This window comes from Streptomyces botrytidirepellens, from assembly GCF_003721215.1.
Taxonomy (GTDB): domain Bacteria; phylum Actinomycetota; class Actinomycetes; order Streptomycetales; family Streptomycetaceae; genus Streptomyces; species Streptomyces himastatinicus.
Genome location: NZ_RIBZ01000121.1, coordinates 17,709 through 38,860, shown reverse-complemented (window position 1 = coordinate 38,860; position 21,152 = coordinate 17,709). Strand labels below are relative to the sequence as shown.

At 70.7% G+C, this 21,152-nt stretch carries 16 protein-coding genes and 4 pseudogenes; 7 read left to right on the top strand and 13 right to left on the bottom strand.

All coding sequences use genetic code 11. The features are described 5' to 3' along the window. Positions 1 to 306 precede the first annotated feature (306 nt). The 3 genes from EEJ42_RS09535 to EEJ42_RS09525 all read left to right on the top strand — a co-directional run bounded on the left by EEJ42_RS09535 (position 307) and on the right by EEJ42_RS09525 (position 4,298). Entirely contained in the window at positions 307 to 2,301 is a 1,995-nt protein-coding gene (locus tag EEJ42_RS09535; protein WP_123099535.1) for a glycosyltransferase, read from the top strand. Then, positions 2,298 to 3,548, top strand: coding sequence for an acyltransferase family protein (locus EEJ42_RS09530; RefSeq protein WP_123099536.1), 1,251 nt, complete (start codon positions 2,298 to 2,300; stop codon positions 3,546 to 3,548). Before EEJ42_RS09535 ends, EEJ42_RS09530 begins: the two co-directional genes overlap by 4 nt. 120 nt (positions 3,549 to 3,668) lie before the next feature. Next, complete coding sequence (locus EEJ42_RS09525) at positions 3,669 to 4,298, top strand: extensin (RefSeq protein ID WP_123099526.1); 630 nt, start codon at positions 3,669 to 3,671, stop codon at positions 4,296 to 4,298. A gap of 46 nt (positions 4,299 to 4,344) precedes the next feature. Here the strand turns inward: EEJ42_RS09525 and EEJ42_RS09520 are convergent, their stop codons facing one another. The 5 genes from EEJ42_RS09520 to EEJ42_RS09500 all read right to left on the bottom strand — a co-directional run bounded on the left by EEJ42_RS09520 (position 4,345) and on the right by EEJ42_RS09500 (position 9,836). Next, a complete protein-coding gene (locus EEJ42_RS09520; RefSeq protein WP_246096279.1) occupies positions 4,345 to 5,124 on the bottom strand; it encodes a lysozyme in 780 nt (259 codons plus the stop codon). Between the two features lie 315 nt (positions 5,125 to 5,439). After that, positions 5,440 to 6,060 carry a TetR/AcrR family transcriptional regulator gene (locus EEJ42_RS09515; protein ID WP_123099524.1) on the bottom strand — a complete coding sequence of 207 codons (621 nt, stop codon included), beginning with the start codon at positions 6,058 to 6,060 and terminating at the stop codon, positions 5,440 to 5,442. Between the two features lie 10 nt (positions 6,061 to 6,070). After that, entirely contained in the window at positions 6,071 to 8,245 is a 2,175-nt protein-coding gene (locus EEJ42_RS09510) for a xanthine dehydrogenase family protein molybdopterin-binding subunit (RefSeq protein ID WP_246096277.1), read from the bottom strand. Then, positions 8,242 to 9,243, bottom strand: coding sequence for an FAD binding domain-containing protein (locus tag EEJ42_RS09505; RefSeq protein ID WP_123099523.1), 1,002 nt, complete (start codon positions 9,241 to 9,243; stop codon positions 8,242 to 8,244). The genes EEJ42_RS09510 and EEJ42_RS09505 overlap by 4 nt, the downstream gene beginning before the upstream one ends. Next, on the bottom strand, positions 9,240 to 9,836 hold the full coding sequence (locus EEJ42_RS09500; RefSeq protein ID WP_123099522.1) for a (2Fe-2S)-binding protein: 597 nt from the start codon (positions 9,834 to 9,836) through the stop codon (positions 9,240 to 9,242). The genes EEJ42_RS09505 and EEJ42_RS09500 overlap by 4 nt, the downstream gene beginning before the upstream one ends. A gap of 61 nt (positions 9,837 to 9,897) precedes the next feature. On the opposite strand from EEJ42_RS09500, the gene EEJ42_RS09495 reads away from it, so the two are divergent. Both EEJ42_RS09495 and EEJ42_RS09490 read left to right on the top strand, forming a co-directional pair. Then, entirely contained in the window at positions 9,898 to 11,049 is a 1,152-nt protein-coding gene (locus EEJ42_RS09495; RefSeq protein WP_123099521.1) for an XdhC family protein, read from the top strand. A gap of 80 nt (positions 11,050 to 11,129) precedes the next feature. After that, positions 11,130 to 12,461 (top strand): MFS transporter, encoded by a 1,332-nt coding sequence (locus tag EEJ42_RS09490; protein ID WP_123099520.1) that lies wholly within the window; start codon positions 11,130 to 11,132, stop codon positions 12,459 to 12,461. Positions 12,462 to 12,513: 52 nt separating this feature from the next. Here EEJ42_RS09490 and gndA read toward each other — a convergent pair whose 3' ends face one another. From gndA to EEJ42_RS09455, 7 genes and pseudogenes are all read right to left on the bottom strand, one after another. Then, positions 12,514 to 13,968 (bottom strand): NADP-dependent phosphogluconate dehydrogenase, encoded by a 1,455-nt coding sequence (gndA, locus tag EEJ42_RS09485; protein WP_123099519.1) that lies wholly within the window; start codon positions 13,966 to 13,968, stop codon positions 12,514 to 12,516. 737 nt (positions 13,969 to 14,705) lie between these two features. Next, a pseudogene (locus tag EEJ42_RS09480) lies at positions 14,706 to 14,963 on the bottom strand (integrase core domain-containing protein); the annotation flags it as partial. Between the two features lie 487 nt (positions 14,964 to 15,450). After that, entirely contained in the window at positions 15,451 to 15,843 is a 393-nt protein-coding gene (locus EEJ42_RS50750; protein ID WP_184503009.1) for a trypsin-like serine peptidase, read from the bottom strand. A gap of 79 nt (positions 15,844 to 15,922) precedes the next feature. Next, entirely contained in the window at positions 15,923 to 16,354 is a 432-nt protein-coding gene (locus EEJ42_RS50225) for a trypsin-like serine peptidase (RefSeq protein ID WP_148081909.1), read from the bottom strand. After that, positions 16,354 to 17,244, bottom strand: coding sequence for an aminoglycoside phosphotransferase family protein (locus EEJ42_RS09465; protein WP_123099516.1), 891 nt, complete (start codon positions 17,242 to 17,244; stop codon positions 16,354 to 16,356). The genes EEJ42_RS50225 and EEJ42_RS09465 overlap by 1 nt, the downstream gene beginning before the upstream one ends. 136 nt (positions 17,245 to 17,380) lie before the next feature. Next, positions 17,381 to 18,210: pseudogene (locus EEJ42_RS09460) on the bottom strand (DUF6192 family protein); the annotation flags it as partial. Continuing rightward, positions 18,159 to 18,692: a hypothetical protein gene (locus EEJ42_RS09455; RefSeq protein WP_123099515.1), complete on the bottom strand. Its 534-nt coding sequence runs from the start codon at positions 18,690 to 18,692 to the stop codon at positions 18,159 to 18,161. The gene EEJ42_RS09455 and the pseudogene EEJ42_RS09460, both read right to left, overlap by 52 nt. A 159-nt stretch (positions 18,693 to 18,851) precedes the next feature. Between EEJ42_RS09455 and EEJ42_RS09450 the strand changes: the two are divergent. Beyond that, positions 18,852 to 19,166, top strand: a pseudogene (locus EEJ42_RS09450) (hypothetical protein); the annotation flags it as partial. Positions 19,167 to 19,800: 634 nt separating this feature from the next. Here the strand turns inward: EEJ42_RS09450 and EEJ42_RS09435 are convergent. Further along, a complete protein-coding gene (locus EEJ42_RS09435; protein ID WP_123099513.1) occupies positions 19,801 to 20,472 on the bottom strand; it encodes a hemerythrin domain-containing protein in 672 nt (223 codons plus the stop codon). A gap of 247 nt (positions 20,473 to 20,719) precedes the next feature. Between EEJ42_RS09435 and EEJ42_RS54565 the strand changes: the two are divergent. After that, positions 20,720 to 21,131: pseudogene (locus tag EEJ42_RS54565) on the top strand (HemK2/MTQ2 family protein methyltransferase); the annotation flags it as partial. Positions 21,132 to 21,152: the final 21 nt, after the last annotated feature.

The window sequence follows — 21,152 nt, the reverse complement described above, 5'->3', positions numbered from 1 at the left end:
GGTGCGTCCGGGACGGCCCAGGCCATCGCCGACGGCCCGAGCGGACATGTGCTGGCGGTCGGCGCGCCCGGCCCGGGCATCGACCGGCTGACCCGGACCCTGGTGTCCGCGGGCCACGAGGTGAGCCACGCCCGGCCCGGCGACGTGGACCGGCAGCTCCGGCAGACCCCGCCCGACGCCATCGTCGCCCTCGACGGCGGCGACGAAGGACTGGAGGTGATCCGCGAGGTCCGTGCCGCCCCCGCGGGCCGGGCACTGCCCCTGCTCATGGTCACCACGGGCCCCGGCCCCACCGGCGTCGCCGACATGCTGCGCGGCGGCGCCGACGACTGCGTACCGGACACCTCCGACCCCGTCGAACTGGCCGCCCGCATCGAGGCCAAGCTGCGCCGGGTCCCGGTGCCCGTCGAGAACCTGCTGCTGGACCCGCGTACCGGCCTGTACTCCCAACCGCACTTCCTGGGCGAACTCGACCGGGAACTCAAGCGTGCCGACGACAGCCGCAGCGGCGGTGTCGTGGCCATGGTCGGCGTCGCCGAGATGGCCGCGCTGGAGGCCCGGCTGGGGCCGCGGGTGCGCCGCGAGGTCGCCGAGCGGCTGGCCGGGGTGGCGGAGAAGCTGGGCGGGGTGTGCGACCGGCTCGGCTGGGACGACGACGGGCGGCTGCTGATGCTGATGCCCGGCGTCGACGACGACACCGCGCGCAGCACCCTCCAGAAGTTCGCCAACACCGTGGCCGGCACCCGCTTCGTCGTCGCCGACGAGAACGTGCGGCTGACCCCGGCCATCGGCTGGACCCCGCTCACCGACTGCCCCGACCGCCACCAGGCCGTGGACCAGGCCCGGGACGCGGTGGCCGAGTCCATCCGCCACCGGGATCTGCGCCCGGTCAAGTACGCGGCCTGGATGCGTGGCGCGCCCCGCGGGCGACGCCGTGTCACCGTGGCGGTGCAGGCCCTGCTCTCGGCCCTCTCGCCCTTATTCGTGCTCGTGCTCGGCGTGGCCGTCCCCTTCGTGTTCTACCAGCAGATGTACGAACTGGGCTGGGACGTCGGATCGGCGGCCTACTGGGTGGTGGTCGGCGGCCTCATCGTCTCCGCGGTGCTCATCGTGCTGGAGTGCCTCTTCTCGCTCGACGCCGCGTCCCGCCCCGAACGGCCCGCGCAGCCGTATCCACCGGCCGGCGCCGTCATCGCCGCGTATCTCCCCAATGAGGCCGCGACCATCGTCGACACCGTCGAATCGTTCCTGCGGCTGGACTACCCCAACGAGCTCGAAATCGTGCTCGCCTACAACACCCCGCACCCGATGCCCGTCGAGGACACCCTCCGGGAGATGGCCCGCCGCGATCCGCGCCTGGTGCTGCTGCCGGTGGCGGGATCCACCTCCAAGGCGCAGAACATCAACGCCGCCGTCACCCGGGTGCGCGGCGAGATGGTCGGCATCTTCGACGCCGACCACCACCCGGCCCCCGACGCCTTCAAGAACGCCTGGCACTGGCTGTCCCACGGGTACGACGTGGTCCAGGGCCACTGCGTGATCCGCAACGGCGACAGCTCCTGGGTCGCCAAGCTGGTGGGCGTGGAGTTCGAGGCCATCTACGCCGTCAGCCACCCGGGCCGCACCCGGCTCTACACGTTCGGCGTCTTCGGCGGCTCCAACGGCTTCTGGCGCACCGATCTGCTCGCCCGCACCCGGATGCACGGCTCGATGCTCACCGAGGACATCGACGCCACCATGCGGGCCCTCCACGAGGGCGCCAAAATCGCCACCGACCGCACCCTCGTCTCCCGCGAGCTGGCGCCCACCACCGTCAAGGCGCTGTGGAACCAGCGGTCGCGCTGGGCCCAGGGCTGGCTCCAGGTGTCGCTCAAGTACCTGTGGCGCGCGATGCGTTCCCCGGCCTTCACCTTCCGTCAGAAGGCGGGGCTGTTCGTCCTCCTCGGCTGGCGCGAGGTGCAGCCGTGGCTGACCCTCCAGATCCTGCCCGTCCTGCTGTACGCGGCCTGGCGCGCGGGCGGCCCCGGCGAACTCGACTGGGCGGTGCCGATCGGCCTGCTGGCCACGCTGTTCACGCTCTCCGCCGGAGTGGTGCAGGCGCTGTTCGCGTGGCGGCTGGCGATACCCGAACTGCGCCGCCGCAGGGCGTGGTTCTGGCGGTACCTCTTCGTGGCGACCTTCTTCTACAGCCACTTCAAGAACATCGTGGCCCGCCAGGCGCTCCTCAAGGAGGTGCTGCGGGACCAGCAGTGGCGGGTCACCCCGCGGTCCGGCGGCGGCAAGGCGGTACCCCGCGCATGAGCACCCTGTCCACGGTCAACAACAACACCCACCACCCCGCCGCGCCCGCCGTCGTGAAACCGGCGCGGTCCGGGACCGCCCGCCGCCGCAACGGTGAGATCCAGGGCTACCGCGGACTGGCCGCGATGGCCACGGTCGTCTTCCACGTGTGGCAGCAGTACTTCACGTACGACCAGGACGGCTCCCACGCCCCGGTGGCCAACCCCTACGCGAACGCGCTCGTCTCGCTCGAGGTCATCGACTTCTTCTTCGTCCTCTCCGCGTATCTGCTGACCCTGTCGTACGCGCGCGCCGCGATCGACGGCGGCTCGACCAAACCCGCCCGGGTGTTCCTCTTCCGGCGCGCCATCCGCATCGTGCCGCTGTACTTCCTCGCCATCCTGTTCATCTGGGCGACCCGCAATCCGTCCCTGCCCGGAGACTGGCCTGACCTGCTCCGGCACCTCACCTTCACCCAGGTGTTCGACAAGGAGCAGATCTTCTACACCATCGGGCCCACCTGGTCGTTGTCGCTGGAGATCATGTTCTATCTGGCGCTCGTCGCACTCGGCCCGCTGGCCGCCCGCGCCTGCCGGCGGCTGCGGAGCAGGGCCGCGCGGGTGGCGGTGTGCGCCGCCGGATGCGCGCTGCTGTACATCGGGCCGATGGTCTGGATCGCCGTCGCGCGCTACGGGTTCGAGGTGCCGTACACCGAATGGCCGGTGTACTTCGGTCCGCAGGCCCGCTTCGGCGGGTTCGCGGCGGGCATGGGTCTCGCGGTGCTGACCGTCGCCCTCGGCGACCGCGGACGGCTGGGCCCGAAGGCGACGATCCCGCTGCGCGTGGCGCCGCTCGCGACCCTGTACGTGCTGTCGCTGCTCAGCGCGGACCCCGAGGACTTCGCCACCACCTTCTACCATCCGCTCTCCGCCGTGCTGTGGACCGTGCTGCTGTTCGCCACCCTCCATGTGCGGAAACCGGGGCGCTGGGAAGCGTGGCTGTCGGCCCGGTGGCTCACCGCGGTCGGACTGGCCAGCTACAGCCTCTTCGTCTGGCACGAGCCCATCATGCTCGGCCTCTACGAGGCCGGACTGCTGCCGCCAGCCGGCCAGGAGGGCTTTCCGCTCGCCGTGCTGATCGTGCTGGTGGTGGCGGTGGCCGCGGCTTTGGTGAGCTACTGGGTCATCGAGTACCCGGCGAGCCTGCTCGGCCGGCTGAAGGACGCCAAGGGGCAGTCGCGGGACTTCTATCCGGAAGTGGCGCGCTAGGTGCCACGGTAAGTGCCGGTGTGTCATGGGTTGTCCCCGGTGTGCGGCTCTTCGCACACCGGGGACACGTGACTATGATCTGGCTTGTTCTTGACGTGATAACGGGGAGACATCAGCGATATGGGCCGACACAGCCGCCCCACACCTGCCCAGCAGGCCCGGGCCACATCCCTCAAGGCGGCCGCCGCCCTCGGGGTGGCCGGGACCATAGCCTTCGGCCTCCACTCCTCGGTCGGGGGCGACAAGTCCACCCAGGCACGCTCCGATGTCCACGCGTCTCAGGAGCAGAAACCGGACATCGATCCCACGGTCGACGACAAGCCCTCGGGCAGCCATATTTCGCCCTCCGAGTCCGCGAAACCCCGGCTCATTCCGGACGGGACGGATCACACGGACGGCACGGGCGGTACGGGCGGTACGGGCGGCGGCGGCTCGGGCGGCGGCGGTACGGAGCCCACCGCGTCGGACACCCCGTCTCACACGCCGAGCGCGGCGCCCTCCACGCCCGCGCACACCGATGTGGCCACCTCGCCGACCCAGCGTTCCGACCAGACCCCGATTGACCCGTCGTCGCCCTCCCGGACACCCGGCGGCGACCCGACCACCCCCGGCACCCCGCAGCCCGGCGAGACCTCGCAGCCGGGGAACGGCGGCGGCCAGGGGACCGGTGTGGTCGGCGATGTGGTGGACGGCCTCGGCGACACCCTCGACGGTGTGGTCGGTGGCCTGACCGGCGCACTCGACGGCTGACCGCTCGCCACCCCGCCCCGCCCCCGGAGCGGGGCGGGGTGGGTGGTTACCCCTTGGCCAGCGCCTTCAGCGCGGTCAGGCTTCCGTTGAAGCGGTTGTGGTCACCCACCACCGGGCCCGTGGAGGTGTACTGCCAGAAGGTGTGGGTCTTCCATCCCGCGGGCAGCGCCCCCGGCGAGGCGGTGTAGCGCGCCACCCACAGCGGATTCTTCGAGGCGAAGGCGGCGCTGTTGCCGGTGCAGGACTTCCACCAGCTGGTGGTCGTGTAGATCACCGGATCGCGGCCGGTGAGGGATTTCACCCGGCTGCTGAAGTCCTTGATCCAGCTGACCATCTGAGCCTTCGTCTTGCCGTAGCAGGTCCCGCCGTACGGGTTGTACTCCATGTCCAGTACGGGCGGCAGCGTCTTGCCGTCGTTGGACCAGTCGCCGCCGTTGCGCACGAAGAAGTCCGCCTGCTTGCTGCCGCTCGACTTGTTCGGCAGGGCGAAGTGGTAGGCGCCGCGGATCATGCCTTTCTTGAAGGCGCCGTTGTATTGCGAGGAGAACGCGGGGTTCTTGTACGTCGTGCTCTCGGTGGCCTTGACGTAGGCGAACCGGACGTTCTTGTTCCAAAGGGATGTCCAGTTGACCGAGCCCTGATGGTTGCTGACGTCGACGCCCTCCACCGTCGCGGCGTCGGGAGTGGCCGCCGGGGCCGCCTTCGGGGCGGCCTTCTCGTGTGCGGGGAGGGTCGAGCCCATCCAGTCCCGCTCGGGGTGCGGGACGGACGCGGACAGGGTGCGGTTCGGGGCGGAGTCGGTGTCAGGTTCGGTCGTCGACGCCATCGCGGGCACGAGAGTGGCGAGGGCGGCTGCGCCGACCGCGGCCCCCAAACCGCCGATGGCATACGGCGAACGCCAGCGCGAGGGGGCCCGGTGTCGCCCCTTTCCGGCCTTTAAGGACATCTGTTCCTCCGGAATTGGTGCTCCGTGGGGAGAGCAGTCCGCACCGAAGGTACGCGCGTAGATGAAACATATGGAAGAGATTTTGGAAATTCCATGGGTCCGCGCTGTGGTTGACGCCGTCACCGCCGACGATATGGTCGGCCATAAAGCGGGATGCCTTGAATTTCCGTCCCGGGCAGGGAATTTCGGAGAAAATCAGTCGTCAGTCGGCGCGGTGGAATAGCCCGCCACCAGGGCCCGCGCCGAGCGCGTCGCCCGGGCGGCGACATCCTCCACCACCTCGTCCGGGTCACCGAACACGCCGTCGAGCAGCAGGGTGGCGTATCCACGGGCCAGCGCCTGCAACGCCTCCAGCAGTGCCACCGCCGCCCCGTGTTCCCCCGGCACCACCTCGAAGGCGCTCGGCAGCAGCAGGTCCACGAACTCCCGCTTGCTGGCCACCACATCGGGGTGGGCGGTGCGCACACCGGGCGCGTAGAGGAGTTCGTACCCGCCCCGGAAGCGGGCGGCCGCCCGTACCACGCTGCCCGCCATGGTGGCCAGCCGCTCCTGCGGCGACTCGACCGTGGCCACCGCCTCCAGATAGATGGCCCGCAGCCGCCGCGAGACCTCCAGCGCGGCGGCCGCCAACAGCGCGTCGCGGTCGGCGAAGTGGCGATAGGGCGCGCCGGGGCTGACGCGGGTGCGGCGCGCGGCCTCCGCGACGGAGAAACCGCGCACCCCGACCTCGTCCACGATCTCCAGCGTCACCCGCACCAGCGCGGCGGCGAGATCGCCGTGGTGGTACGTGGCGCGCCCTTTGCAGCTGGGTGCCATCCGGGCGACCCTACCCGACCGGTTTTCCCTGCTCCGCCGCCCCCGGCCCGCGCTTCCGGGCCTCGGTGCGCGCCGCCCGCAGCGCCTCACGCGAGCGTTCGACGCGGATCGGCAGATCGCGCACCCGCTGCCCGGTCGCGTGGTGGAACGCGTTGGCGATCGCCGCCGCCGCGCCCACGATGCCCAGCTCGCCGATGCCCTTGCCGCGCACCGGATTGGGGGTGTCGTCCTGCTCGTCCAGCCAGACCGCCTCCAGCTTCGGGACATCGGCGTTGGCCGCGACGTGGTAGCCCGCGAAATCGTGGTTGGCGAAGTCGCCGAAGACCGGGTCGACCTCGCCGATCTCCAGCAGCGCCATCGACAGACCCATCGTCATGGCGCCCAGGAACTGCGAACGGGCCGTCTTCGGATTGACGATCCGCCCCGCCGCGAACACGCCCAGCATCCGGTCGACGCGGATCTCGCCGGTGTCGGTGTCCACCCGCACCTGCGCGAAGTGGGCGCCGAACGAGTGGCGGGAGAGCGACGCCCGCAGCTCCACGTCCTCGGTGGTGTCGGCCCGCACCTCCAGACCCCCGTCCGGGACGACGCCGCCGTACGTGTCCAGCTCCGCCAGCAGCGCGCGGCACGCCTTGTCCACCGCCCAGCCCCAGGACGCCGTGCCCAGCGAGCCGCCCGCGAACGGCGCCGGGCCGAGCGAGGCGCGCCCGATCTCCAGCCGCAGCCGCTCGACCGGGATGCCGAGGGCGTCCGCCGCCAGCTGGGTCAGCGCGGTGCGCCCGCCGGTCCCGATGTCGACGGCGCCGACCCGCACCGTGAACGTCCCGTCGGCCTCGGCACGCGCCGTCGCCGACGAGGGGAACACATAGTCCGGGTGGTGCGCGGACGCGACGCCGGTGCCCACCAGCCAGCGCCCCTCACGCCGGATGCCGGGCTTCGGATCGCGCAGCGCCCAGTCGAAGCGCGCGGCACCTTCCCGAAGACACTCCACCAGACCGCGGCTGCTGAAGGGCTTGCCGCTGTCGGGGTCGACACCGGTGTCATTGCGGATCCGCAGCTCGACGGGGTCGATCTCCAGCTCGGTGGCCAGCTCGTCCATGGCCGACTCCAGCGCGAACATGCCCGGAGTGTGGCCGGGCGCGCGGAACCACGCCGGGGTCAGCACGTCGAGCGGCGCCGTCTTCACCGTCGTACGGACATGGGGCGCCCCGTACATCAGCCGCGTCGAACCCCCCGTCTGGTCCGCGAACTCCACCATCGCGGAGCGCTGCTGCACCACCTCGTGGTCGATCGCGGTCAGCCGCCCGTCGCGCTCGGCACCGAGCCGGATCCGCTGAATGGTGGGCGCCCGGTAGGGGATCAGCTGGAACATCTGCTGCCGGGTCAGCGCGATCTTCACCGGCCGGCCCAGGTGCTGCGCGGCGAGCGCCGCCAGCACGGCGGGGGAGCGCGGAATGCCCTTGGAGCCGAAGCCGCCGCCGATGTGCTCCGCGACCACCTCCACCGCGCCCTCTTCGAGCCCGAACACCGCCGCCAGCAGCTGGGAGGACATGAACGGGCCCTGGTCGGCGTTGTACACCGTCAGCCGGTCCTCGTCCCAGACGGCGATGGTGGCATGCGGCTCCATCGGGCTGGTGTGCTCGACCGGCGTGGTGTACATGGCCTCGGTCCGCACCGGCGCGGCCGCCAGCGCGCCCTCGGTGTCGCCGCGTTCGACGAACCCGGGGCTGCCGTCGGTCACCTTCTCGGCGACCTGGGCCCGTTCGTCGTCGAAGCGCAGCACCACATCGTGCGGCTCCTGCTGGTAGCTCACCCGCACCGCCGCCGCGCCCTCGCGTGCCGCCTCCAGCGACGTGGCCACCACCGCGGCCACGATCTGGCCGTGGTACGCCACCTCGGGGGACTGGAGCACGAACAGATCGGGGCTCGCCGGGGCCTCCGTGTTCAGCCGCGGGGCGTTGCCGGAGTCCAGCACCGCCAGCACACCGGGCCGGGCCAGCGCCGGGGCGCCGTCGACCTCCGTCACCCGGCCGCGGGCGATGGTGGCCTGCACCGGCCACACGTAGCCGACGTCCGGCGTCGGGAACTCATAGGCGTAGCGTGCCGCGCCGGTGACCTTGTCGAGGCCGTCGACCCGGGTCATCGGCGCGCCGACGGTCTGCCGGGTGGTGGTCGCGGTGGTCATGCGCGGTCCTTCCTCGCGACGAGATCGCGGATGACCGCGACGATGAGATCGGTGGCCAGGTCGACCTTGAACGCGTTGTCCGGCAGCGGGCGTGCCTGCGCCAGTTCGGCCCGGGCCGCCTCGCGCAGCGTCTCCTCGTCCGGCACCCCGCCGCGCAGCCGCTCCTCGGCGATCCGGGCGCGCCACGGGAGAGGCGCCACCCCGCCGAGCGCGATCCGCACGTCAGCCAGCGTGCCGTCGTCCGCCACCGACACCGAAGCCGCCACGCTCACCAGCGCGAACGCATACGACCAGCGGTCGCGCACCTTGCGGTACCGCATGGCCGCGCCGCCCGGCGGCGGGGGCAGCTCGACGGCGGTGACGAGGTCGCCGTGGCCCAGCACGGTCTCCCGGTGCGGAGTGTCGCCGGGCAGCCGGTACAGCTCCGCCACCGGTACGGTGCGCGTCGCGCCGTCCACCGACCGCAGATGTGCCACCGCGTCCAGCGCGACGAGCCCCACCGCCATGTCGGACGGATGGGACGCCACACAGTGGTCGGAGGTGCCCAGTACGGCCAGATCGCGGTGCGCGCCGCCGATGGCCGGACAACCCGACCCCGGCTCGCGCTTGTTGCACGGCTTGGACACGTCCTGGAAGTACACGCAGCGGGTGCGCTGGAGCAGGTTGCCACCCACGGTGGCCACCGTGCGCAGCTGACCGGACGCGCCCGCCAGCAGCGCCTGCGCCAGCAGTGGGAAGCGCTCCCGCACGCCCGGGTCGCCCGCCAGATCGCCGTTGCGCACGGTGGCGCCGATCAGCACCGAACCGTCGTCGCGGTGCTCGATCCGGTCGTACGGCAGCCGGGACACGTCGATGAGCAGTCCCGGACCCGCCACTCCGAGCTTCATCAGGTCCACGAGGTTGGTCCCGCCGCCCAGATACGTGGCGTCGGGCCGCTCGGCCATCAGCGCGGCCGCCTCGGCGGCATCGCCCGCACGGGCGTAGGCGAACTCCTTCACCGCACACCCCCGGCAGCGCTCGCGGACCGGGCGCCCTCGACGCCCTCGGCACCGGCCGCCTCCATGACGGCGTCCACGATGCCCCCGTACGCACCGCAGCGGCACAGGTTGCCGCTCATGCGCTCGCGCACCTCCGCCTCGTCCAGCCCCGCCACGTCCGGCACACCGGCGGCGGTGTCCTCGGTGACATGGCTCGGCCAGCCGCGCCGCGCCTCGCCCAGCGCCCCGATCGCCGAGCAGATCTGGCCCGGGGTGCAGTAGCCGCACTGGAGGCCGTCATGGTCGAGGAACGCCTGCTGCACCGGGTGCAGCCCCTGACCGTCCGCCAGATCCGCGACCCCCTCGATCGAGACGATCTCGCGTCCCTCGGCGGCCACCGCGAACATCAGGCAGCTGTTCACCCGCTCGCCGTCCATCAGCACCGTGCACGCGCCGCATTGCCCGTGGTCACAGCCCTTCTTGGTACCTGTGAGACCAACCCGCTCGCGCAGCACGTCGAGCAGCGTCGTCCGGTTGTCGATGGTCAAGGCGTGGGTCGTGCCGTTGATGCGCAAGCTGATGTCGCTACTCGGAGAGCGATGTGAGAGGCTCATACATTGAATGTATCAACCTCTTACATGCGTGGCGAGGCCGTGGCGAGGGGAATGGAGTTCCATGCGAGACGTCGAAGCGGAGATGCACCGATGGTGGCGCGCCGGCGAGCCCTTCGCCCGGGCCACGGTGGTCGCCACCTGGCACTCCTCACCGCTGCCACCGGGGACGAGCATGCTGGTCGGCCCGGACGGCTCCGCCGTCGGCAGCGTCTCCGGAGGGTGTGTGGAGGGCGCGGTCTACGAACTGGCCCAGGAGGTCACCGAAAGCGGCACCCCGGTCCTGGAGCGCTATGGCGTCAGCGATGACGACGCCTTCGCGGTCGGCCTGACCTGCGGGGGAGTCATCGACGTCTTCGTGGAGCGCATCGACCCCGCCGCCTTCCCCGAATACGACGACGTGGCCGCGGCGGTGCGCGACGGCGAGCCGGTGGCCGAGGCCATCTGCGTGGCCGTCGACGGCCCCGACCCGGCCGGGCGGCTCGGCCGACGGCTGGTGGTCCGGCCGGACACCGCCACCGGCTCGCTGGGCTCGGACCGGCTGGACGCGGCGGTCGCCGAGGACGCGCGCGGACTGCTGGCCGGCGGGCGCACCGGCACCCTGCGCTACGGCTACGACGGCACCCGCACCGACGAGGAGCTGACCCTGTTCGTGTCGGTGCACGCCGCACCGCCCCGGATGCTGGTCTTCGGCGCCGTGGACTTCGCGGCCGCCATGGCCCGTATCGGCACCTACCTCGGCTACCACGTCACCGTCTGCGACGCGCGGCCCGTCTTCGCCACCAAGCGCCGCTTCCCCGAGGCCCACGAGGTGGTGGCCGACTGGCCGCACCGCTATCTGCGCACCGAGGCCGAGGCGGGCCGGGTGGACGAGCGGACCGTGGTCTGCGTCCTCACCCACGACCCCAAGTTCGACGTGCCGCTGCTGGAGGAGGCGCTCCGGCTGCCGCTGGCGTACGTCGGCGCCATGGGCTCCCGCCGCACCCACGAGGACCGGCTGCGCCGACTGCGCGACACCGGGATCGACGAGGACCTGCTGGCCCGGCTCGCCTCCCCGATCGGCCTGGACCTCGGCGCGAGGACCCCCGAGGAGACGGCGGTCAGCATCGCCGCGGAGATCATCGCCGACCGCTGGGACGGCAGCGGCGCCCGGCTGACCTCGCTCACCGGCCGCATCCACCGGCCCCACGCGGTCCGCCCGGCGGCCGAGGGCTGAGACGGGGTCACGGCCCTTGGCCGTGGACCGTCACAATGGTCCGCGACCGAAGTGGATGGAGTGAGGAAACAAAAACCGCCGTGGAGACCACGCGAGGCACCGACGACGCCAGAGAACCGCTTCCCGACGACACCCCCGCCGATCGGGCAACCGCCCCGGACGCCCCGCCGAAGACCGGCTGGCGCCGCTGGGTCATGGACACCCGGCCGCTGCGCCACCGCCCCTTCCGCCGACTGTGGACGTCCACCACGGTCACCGCCGTCGGCAGTCAGCTGACCGCCGTCGCCGTACCCAAGCAGATCTACGACATCACCGGCTCCTCGGCCTGGGTCGGCTACGCGAGCTTCGCGGGACTCCTGCCGCTCGTGGTGTTCGCGCTGTGGGGCGGGGTGGTGGCCGACCGCATGGACCGGCGCACCCTGATGCTGGTCACCAACGCGGGGATCGCCGTCACCTCGCTGCTGTTCTGGGCGCAGTCCTTCGCCGGTCTCGACTCGGTGCCGCTGCTGATCGTGCTGCTCGCCGCCCAGCAGGGGTTCTTCGGGATGAACTCCCCTGCCCGCAACGCCTCCATCGCCCGGCTCGTCCCCGCCGATGAGCTGCCCGCCGCGGGCGCCCTCCAGTCCACCGTCGCCCAGACCGGCATGATCGTCGGCCCGCTGTTGGCGGGCGCGCTGATACCCGTCCTCGGTCTGCCCGTCCTCTATCTGGCCGACGCCATCGCGCTCTGCGTCACCCTGTGGGCCGTCTGGCGGCTGCCCGCGATGCCGCCCCTCAAGGACAGCGCTGGTGACAGGCAACGGGCCGGATGGCGGGACGTGGTGGACGGCTTCCGCTACATCACCGCCCACCGCGTGCTGCTGCTGTCCTTCCTCGCGGACATCATCGCCATGGTCTTCGGCATGCCCAGGGCGCTCTTCCCCCAACTCGCCTCGCACACCTACGCGCCCTGGGGCGAGGGCTTCGCGCTCGGCCTGCTCTTCGCCGCGATCCCGCTCGGCGCGGTGGCGGGCGGGCTGCTGTCGGGCACCTTCTCCCGGGCCCGCCGCCACGGCCTCATGGTCATCGCCGCCGTGGTGGCCTGGGGCGTGGCCATCAGCGGCGTCGGCCTCAGCTCCAGCCTGTGGTGGGCGGCGGTGTTCCTCGCGGTCGCGGGCGTGGCCGACATGGTGTCCATGGTGTTCCGCGGCGCGATCCTCCAGTCCGCGGCCACCGACGACATGCGCGGCCGGATGCAGGGCGTGTTCACCGTGGTGGTGGCGGGCGGCCCGCGCATCGCCGATCTGCTGCACGGCACGGCGGGCTCCCTCATCGGGCCCCGCGCGGCGGTCGCCGCGGGCGGGCTGCTGGTCGCCGTGGCGATGCTCGGACTGGCCGTCGCGGTGCCCGACTTCCGGCGCTACACGGCCTGACCGCCGCCCGTGCGCGCGCCCCTGGACAGGCGCGCGCACGGTCCTGACCTTCTCAGGCCTCGCGCTCGCTGCGGTCCTGGCCCCAGAGGGTGTGGAACGAGCCGTCGCGGTCGGTACGCCGGTAGGTGTGCGCGCCGAAGAAGTCCCGCTGCCCCTGCACCAGCGCCGCGGGCAGCCGCTCCGAGCGCAGCGCGTCGTAGTACGCCAGCGCCGCCGAGAAACCGGGTGCCGGTACGCCCAGCTCGACGGACGTGGACACCACCCGGCGCCACGCGTCCTGCGCCTCGCCCAGGGCCTGCGCGAAGTAGTCGTCGGCCAGCAGGGTGACCGGCTTGTTCTCCTTGCCGTACGCCTCGGTGATCCGGTTCAGGAAGCGGGCCCGGATGATGCAGCCGCCCCGCCAGATCCGGGCCACCGCACCCGGGTCGATGTCCCAGCCGTACTCCTGGCTGCCCGCCTCGATCTGGTGGATGCCCTGCGCGTACGCCACGATCTTCGATGCGTACAGCGCCTGCTCGACCTCATCGGCGAACCGCTCGGCCGCCTCGCCCGTGAGCTGCTTGGCCGCGGGCCCGGGCAGCCCCTGCGAGGCGTCCCGTACGTCGGCGTGGCCCGACAGCGAGCGGGCGAACACCGCCTCGGCGATGCCGCTCACCGGAACGCCCAGGTCCAGCGCGGTCTGGACGGTCCAGCGGCCGGTGCCCTTCTGCTCGGCCTGGTCCTGCACCACGTCCACGAACGGCTTGCCGGTCGCGGCGTCGGTGTGCGCCAGCACCTCGGCGGTGATCTCGATCAGGTACGACTCCAGACGGCCGCCGTTCCAGGTGCGGAACACCTCCGCGATCTCGCCCGGCGTGAGCCCCAGCGCGCGCCGCAGTAGGTCGTACGACTCCGCGATGAGCTGCATGTCGGCGTACTCGATGCCGTTGTGCACCATCTTCACGAAGTGTCCGGCGCCGTCCGGGCCGATGTGGGTGCAGCACGGGGTGCCGTCCACCTTGGCGGAGATGCTCTCCAGCAGCGGCCCGAGGGACTTGTAGGATTCCGACGATCCACCGGGCATGATGCTGGGCCCGTTGAGCGCTCCCTCCTCGCCACCGGAGATGCCGGTGCCCACGAAGTGCAGCCCGCGGTCACGCAGGGCCTTCTCCCGGCGCCGGGTGTCATCGAAGTGCGCGTTGCCCCCGTCGATGATCACGTCGCCCTCTTCGAGGAGGGGCGCGAACTCCTCGATGACGGCGTCGGTGGGCGCACCGGCCTTGACCATGATGACCAGCCGCCGCGGCCGCTGGAGGGCGGCCACGAACTCCGCCGCGGTCTCGGCCGGGACGAAGTTCCCTTCGTGGCCGTGCTCCTCGATCAGCGCCTTGGTCTTGGCCGACGAGCGGTTGTGGACGGCCACGGTGTGCCCGTGCCGGGCGAAGTTACGGGCGAGGTTGCTGCCCATGACGGCGAGCCCGGTGACGCCGATCTGGGCGGTGGGCTGGGTGGAGGACGGGCTGGGCATACGGTGTTCCACTCCTGTCACGCGCATCGAAAACTTGTGCGAGCAGCAACGACGAGGGGGCGGTGAGCCGCCCTCTCGGTCAGCCGGGTTTCGCCCGGTCATAGTTACACGATGTGCTCGACGCCGGGATGTGTGTCCAAATAAAGCGGCCGGAGTGTGTCACTTCTCCGCTGCCCGGGGTGGGCGCCGGATTGTGGGATATCCACAAGGTGGCGCTTTGGGTGTGCTGTGGGTCATTGGCTCGGGGGCTGGGTTCTGGCCGTTTGAGATCTTGGCGCTCGGCGGCGGTGCTGGGCGGTTGGTGGCGGGTCTGATGCTGACCCAATGCTGACTTTGCTGACGATGAATCAGGAGGCGTGTCGAAACCGAAGAAGCTCGTGGACATCGGCTCCCCTTGAGCGCCGCCCGTGGAGGCAGTCGGATTTGGGACAACGAGGGCGCTTGTCGATGGCTGGTATCAGCGGCTGCCGCTGGTCGACCGCGGTCCCGGGAAGCGGTCCGCACGACTTTGTCATGAAGTTGTCCATCGAGGGCGCGGACCTGCGGTGATGCGGCGATACCTGGAGCTGACCTGCGCAAACGAGCTTTCGGCATCTTTCGGCGTGGTGCCGCGTTATGCGGTCGATTCTCCCCAGGCGCTCCTCAGCGGGGCAGATACTCCCCAGATTCTCCCCGGGAAATGCCCCCGCCAAGGTGCGCCGCAGAGCCTGTGGGGCTCGAATAATCGTCGCTCCTGGTCAAGAGGCATATGTGTACTCGTTGATCACGCCGCCGAGGACGCGAGTGCGCAGGACTTTGCGGCTGGTCGGCTCCGCGCGGACCGGAGCCTTGATGATCTCGATGTCCTCCGCTCGGAAGACGGCGTCGGAGGCGTTGGTGTACTTGCTGTCGCGGTCCCGGATGAGGAAGCGCAGAGAGTCCATACGTATGCCGAGGTCGGTGGCGAGGTTGCGGGCTTGCTGGGTGGCCCAGGCCGCGGTGGGGTGTGCGGTGACGCGTCCGCTCGATGTTCCACCCCGGCGGCCCCGATGATCCCTAGCTGCGGACGCCTCCGCTCCGCCATCCTCGACTCCGGCCCATGGCTGTCAGGTCAGCGTGCGGACTCACGTAGACGAGTTGAGCGCGAACCGAGCACTTACCACAGCAGCCACAGCCTGTAGCAGTTCGAGTTTGACGCGTCAACCGGGCACTGGTAGTCCATTGCGAATGCACTGGGCCCCACTGTGGCTGCAACGCCGGCGGCGTGGCATTCGAGTGCCCAGTAGTAGCGGTCCATCTGGTGCCACGTAGCGCGTAGCGAGGTCGGGGACGAGCCCGACACCCGCTCCGCGGGCGGCGACCTCCCGTATTTCGGCTCAACCCCACTCCGGCCGCGGCCCGTCGGCCGGTTCGTGGGAGTGCGGGGGCGCCCCCGCACCCCGCAGGACCGGACGGGGTCCGGACGGACCTCAGGGGTAGTGCCGGGCTCGGGGGGCCCTGGACTCAGGGGTAGCGCTGGCGGTCGTAGGAGATCAGGGCCGACAGCGCCAACCCACCGCCCGCCTCGTTGTCGCCCTTGGTGTCGTTGCCGGGCCGCTGCGGGCTGGTGCTGTCGGTGCCGATCAGCCGCGGCCACGGCTCCTCGCCCCACCAGCCCCCGTACGGCCCGCCAGAGTGGCCGCCCGAGGTGTCCATGAAGTGGCCGAGTACGTACCCGCTGGTGAACTGCAGCTCCACCGATGTGATCGCCCCGGGTGAGAAGAATGCCGGACGCTGGCCACCCGATAGGTCGCCGGGATACCCGATCTGCTGCCAGTAGCTGCCGTTGTTCCACGACTGCGAGTACGTGCGGTAGCCGACGTACCCGGTCAGGTCGCCAATGTTGCTGTCCAGCACGATCACGACGCAGTCGAACGCGGTCTCCAGATCGCTCAGCCCGTCCGACCCGTCGACCCGCTGCCAGTAGATGACCCGTTCACCCCAGGCGATACCGAATGGCTCCGCTCCGTTGTAGTACGCGGGCGTGAACTTGACCCAGCCGGCGCCCCGTCCACTGCATGCAGTGGGACCCGGTGACCATGAGACGGCGGCCGATCATCGTGCCGGTGCACGAGCCGCCCGCTGTCTCTACCCGTCCCGCGGTGCACCACGGAAATGACGTGTCGCGGAAGATATAGCGGGTGTCTGGTGCGAACACCGCGTTACGAATGCCGTAATCGTCGCGGATTTCGCGCGGCCGGGCCTGTTCTACCAGCTCCGGCTTGTACGTGAGCGGCAGATGAGCCGGGTACATACCTGCACTGCGCCGGTCGTCCTCCCCCTCCTGCGTCAGCTTGGTGCCGGGCGGTACCGCCTGGGGCGGCCAGGTCGCGTCCGCACGATAAACAACAAGCAAAGAAGCGTGCATCAAACGCCCTTCAGAACACGATCAAGTGCCGCCCGGCCTGCAGGTCCCCAGTGCGGCTTGCCGCCGGGAAGGCCCCGGTCTCCGTTCTGCCCCATGAGCATCAGGAACAGGCTCTTCATAGCGGCCAGCCCGCGGGCGCGCCGGATCGCCGCCTCGTCTGCATGCGCGTACATGTCGAAGAACCGTGAGGCCATGCCCGCGGGCAGCAGCACCCATGCGGCGGCGAGGTCCCACGCCGGATCGCCGGCGAACATGCCACCGAAGTCGACGATGCCCGAGAGCGTTCCGTCCGAGACGACAACGTTCGCGGGATGGAGGTCGCCGTGCACCCACACTGGCGGGCCCTCCCACGCGTGGGCCGCAACGGCGTCGTCCCAGACGGCCCGGACGTCGGCAGCGATGTCGTCGGGGGCAACGGCCTGGAAGAAGTTCTCGAAGCCGTCCGTGCAGTTCCTGGGATGGGCACCGAAGTCCGTAGAGATCGGCGCCTCGGCGGGCGCCTCCACATGGAGCGCCTGGAGGAAGCCTGCCAGCGTGTCGGCCGCGTGGGCGCCGCGGCTGATCGCGCCGTGGTCCAGCGGCTCACCGGGAACCCACGTCATCACGGTCCAGTGCTTGGGGAAGCGCTCGGACGGTTCGCCGAACCGCACCGGGGTCGGCACCGGGAGTGGCAGGCGCGGGGCCAGCACAGGTAGCCACCGCCGCTCCTTGAGCTGGAGGTCCGGGGTGGGGTCCATGCGCTGCATGCGCACGGCCAAGTCGTCCCCGAGGCGCCACATTTGGTTGCCCCAGCCGCCCGCCACCTCGCGGATGGCCAGCCCTGCAAGGTCTGGATGTTGCTCCTGCAGCAGGTTGCGGACCAGGCCTGCGGTGATCTCGGTGTCGGTCATGCGAAGTCACAGTACTGAGGCGGCAGGCGAATCGGCTCTCGCTCTCCGGAAACCGTCGTCGGCCACTCGGCATGCCCACGTTCGGCCAGTTCGCCGTCCGCACGGAGGAGGTCAATGCGCCTCCGCCATCTGCAAGTTAAGCCGCAGTTGTTAGTTCAGAGAACGTGGCCCGCACATTCGCGACGTTCTGGTGCACGATGGTCCGCTCGTCCTCGCCGAGCTGTCGGTCACGCAGGCCGGGGACGCCCCGGCTGCGGCGGCTACGAAGGAGTGGCAGGCGGTGACCGGATCCAGAAACTCCACCGTCCGGTCGATGTTGCGGACGGCCGGGGCGACCGGGCTGGTCCGGTCGAAGTCCTCGCGGGCTAGTCGGCCGCGTTCGGCCTGGGCATGGTTGACCTGGAAGCGGGCGGTGTCGTCGCTCATGGCCTTGAAGTCGACGTCCGGCCGCCGCAGCAGGCCGGTGGCCGCGGTGGTCGCCACCGACTCCTCGCGGGTGAACTCCTCCACCACCCGGACCTTGTCCTCCATGGGCACTTTGGCCGCGACCTGCGGACGCTTCAGGAAGTCGGTGGTCACGGCCGCGGCGACCTCCTCGTCCCGGGCCAGCGAGTGGATCGCCGTGATCTTCTCCTGCGGCGTCTCTGGGTTCTCGACCTGGCGGCCGACCCGCCGGGCGGCCGCGTCCGGCGTCCACCGGACCTTGCCCTCCGGCGGTGTCTTGATCGCGGCGAACCGCTCGTCCGGGTCCTTGATGTCCGCCAGGGCCCGGTGAACGGTGTAGGACGCCTTGGCCTGCCGGTGTTCCTTCGGCCAACGCGAGGCCACCCACCTGGCCGCCTTGACCGTGTTCGCCGTCAGGCCGATGTCCTCGGCCAGCCGCCGCACCGACTCGGTCACGGTCCACTGCTGGGTCAGCGACCATGGGCGTCCCTGCGGGGCAGGGGGCCCACGTCGGCGTGGCGGCCGGGGCGGACGGCGGCTTGGCGTTGTCCGGGCCCGGGGCCGCCTCGTGCGGCGAGGGCGTCGGCGATGGCGCCGGTGACGAAGGCGTAGACGGCCTTGTGCAGCGCGTCCACGATCAGTTCCTTGTGGGGCCAGGTGGGGGGCGGGGCACCGACGCCAGTGGCGTTTTCGAGGATCTGGTCGTTGGTGAGGCGCACGACGGTGAACTTCGCCGAGGCCACCGGGCCGCGCAGCCCGGCGTGGGCCATGACGGAACGCAGCACGCCGAGCACAGCGGCCTGACCGAAGTGCATGGCCCAGTTCACCAGCACGGGTTGCTTTCCGGGGTGTTCGGGCAGGCTGGTCAGGCGCTGGAGGACCCGTGCGGGCACGTGTGAGTCGGGCCGTTTGGTGAGGGCTTGCTCGATCTTCTCACCGAGAGTCATCACGACACCTCCAGCGGTGCCGGCGATCAGTCCCTGCCACAGCGCGCGCTTGATCATGCCTCGACGGGTACCCGGTAGCCGGAGGCTCGACCCGCCGACCGGGACGGACTCCACTCGGTTGCCGGGTGGCTCACCCGGGTGCTGCGGTCGGCGGGCTCCATGCCGGGCGGGCCGTTCATCACCCACATGGTCCAGCACCGGATCGTCGGTATGGCGTCGGGCCGTCCGACCGCGCTGCACCACCGCGATCCGCTGGACAACGTCCATGACCCGTACGACCGCACGACGGTCAACCCGCTGTCCAAACCGCACGCGCTGACTATCATGTCGGCCGAGCAGCAGACCATGAACTTCTACATGAACACCGGCGCCACCTCCATGGAGCCGATCGCCCGCCAGCTGTACCAGGAGATCGGCCTCATCGAGGAGGAACACCTCACGCACTACGAGTCCCTGGTGGATCCGGGCGAGACGTGGTGGGAGCAGCTCGTCATTCACGAGTACAACGAGTGCTACCTCTACCACTCCTTCAGCTGACCTGCCCCTTCTGCATGAACGTCTGGGTGGCTTCCACCCTGACCGCCGGCCAGTTGCTCTGACCGCGCGCGACAAGGACCGCCATGGGCGCGCTCGCAGCGCTGGCCGGGGCGGACGCATTGCAACTGGCGTACGGCGCGTTGATGGACTAGGTCACCTGGCCACCACCGCATGACTCATCGGCGGGCCTCCGTCGGTGGGACCGCGGGCGCAGGGATGGCGGGACAGCTGTTGGAAGTGATGCATGCGCGGCAGCGGGACGGCACCGCATCGCGCGACCTCCACAGGCTCCGCACGGGGCCGCGCGCAGCCCACGCGGTGATCCAGCCCGTCTCCATGGCGGCGTCGAGCAGGTAGGTGGGGCGGATCCGGCCCTTGGGGACGTAGGTCAGATCGGTGGCCAGCAAGGTGAGGGCGGTGCCCAGGCCGACGCGGCGGGCACGCCGTCGAGGGTGAAGGCACCGTGTGCGACCGCGACCGTGTCCGAAGGCGCACGATCTTTCGCCTCACCCATGGACCGTCCCTTCCTACGAGACGGCCGAATACCCGCACGAACAGGCAAAAAGCGACATCGAGGCGTTGTCTGCCCGCCGGGCGCGTGACGGCAGGCTTCCGGGGCAGGGCCTTCTCAAGACCTCTTGCGCAGCCGTCGGGCTGCGGTGAAGGCCGCGAACAGCAGGCCCGCGGCCAAGGCGAGCAGCTTCCTGGCACCGCGGCCGACGGGGCCGCCGAGCAGGTCGCGCGACCGGTCATATCCGCTCAGTGGCACGCCCAGGACGGCGTTGCCCGGAGGGCGCCGCGGGACGACGGGGTGCGGGTGAGTGGGGGCGGTCAGACGTGCGGCTTCCCAGACCGCCCCGAGTCGGCGCAGCCGGGCGCTGTCCGTCGCCTCCTGTAGCCGGGGCAGCAGCACGTCTTCTTCGTCGCGGATGTCCTGACGGATCAGGCTGAAGGCGCGCTCGATCTTCTCCTCACGTACGGGATCGCCTTGGGGCAGGCGTTCGACCTCGGCGATCAAATCGTTGATCTCCTGGTGCTCCTCCTCCACGCGGGAGGTGAGTTCTTCTCCGTCCGCCACACTGCGCCTGACCACCGGCCACAGCACGGTTTCCTCGGCGAAGGCGTGGCTGAAGACGAGCCGGACAATCTCCTTCAGCACACGCTCCCGCTCGTCACCTTCCGCAAGGGCGTAGTGGTCCATCAGCCGGTCGATCTCAGCGTGATCGCGCCGCTGCCGCGCCAGGACACTGCCGTTCCCGCCCAGCTGCCCGACGGTCTGTTCCTTGATGGTCTTGGTCATCGGCTTCTCCAATCAGGCTCGGAGGGCCAGTAGTGGCGCGCGGCAGACGTCGACCCCACAGCGCGCGGTGCAGCCGGCGCTGACCGGGTAACCCCGCCACGAAGGACCAAGCGGGCCGACACATCGCACTCCGTGGCCGGTCTGGTCAGGCGAGACGTGTGCCTCAGCGCGACATCTGCGGGTACTCGTGGCGGATGATGCTGATGACCCCTCCAGAGTGTATGCGCCGCAGCATGACACGTAGCTACTGACCGAGGCGCTGAACCGGGAGAACATCACCGAGGGCACCGCCGTTCTGGACATCGGGACTGGAAGCGGCACCTTGGCCATCGCCGCAGCCCGGCGTGGCGCGGGCCAGGTGACCGCCGTCGATGTCTCGCCCTTGGCCGTGGTTACCGCGCGGCTCCACTCCCGGCTGGAAGGGCTGCGGATCCAGGTGATACGCGGCGATCTTCTGACCTCGGTGGCCGACCGCCGCTTCGACCTCATCGTCGCCAATCCCCCCCTACGTACCCTCTTCGGCCGCCCGCCGGGGCCGCGCCCTGGCGTGGAACGCCGGTGTCGACGGCCGGGCGCTGGTCGACCAGATCTGCCAGGACGCGCCACCACTGCTGCACCCCGACGGCGTGCTCCTTATGGTCCACTCCGCGCTGTGCGGCCTCAGCGCGCGTTATCCGTGG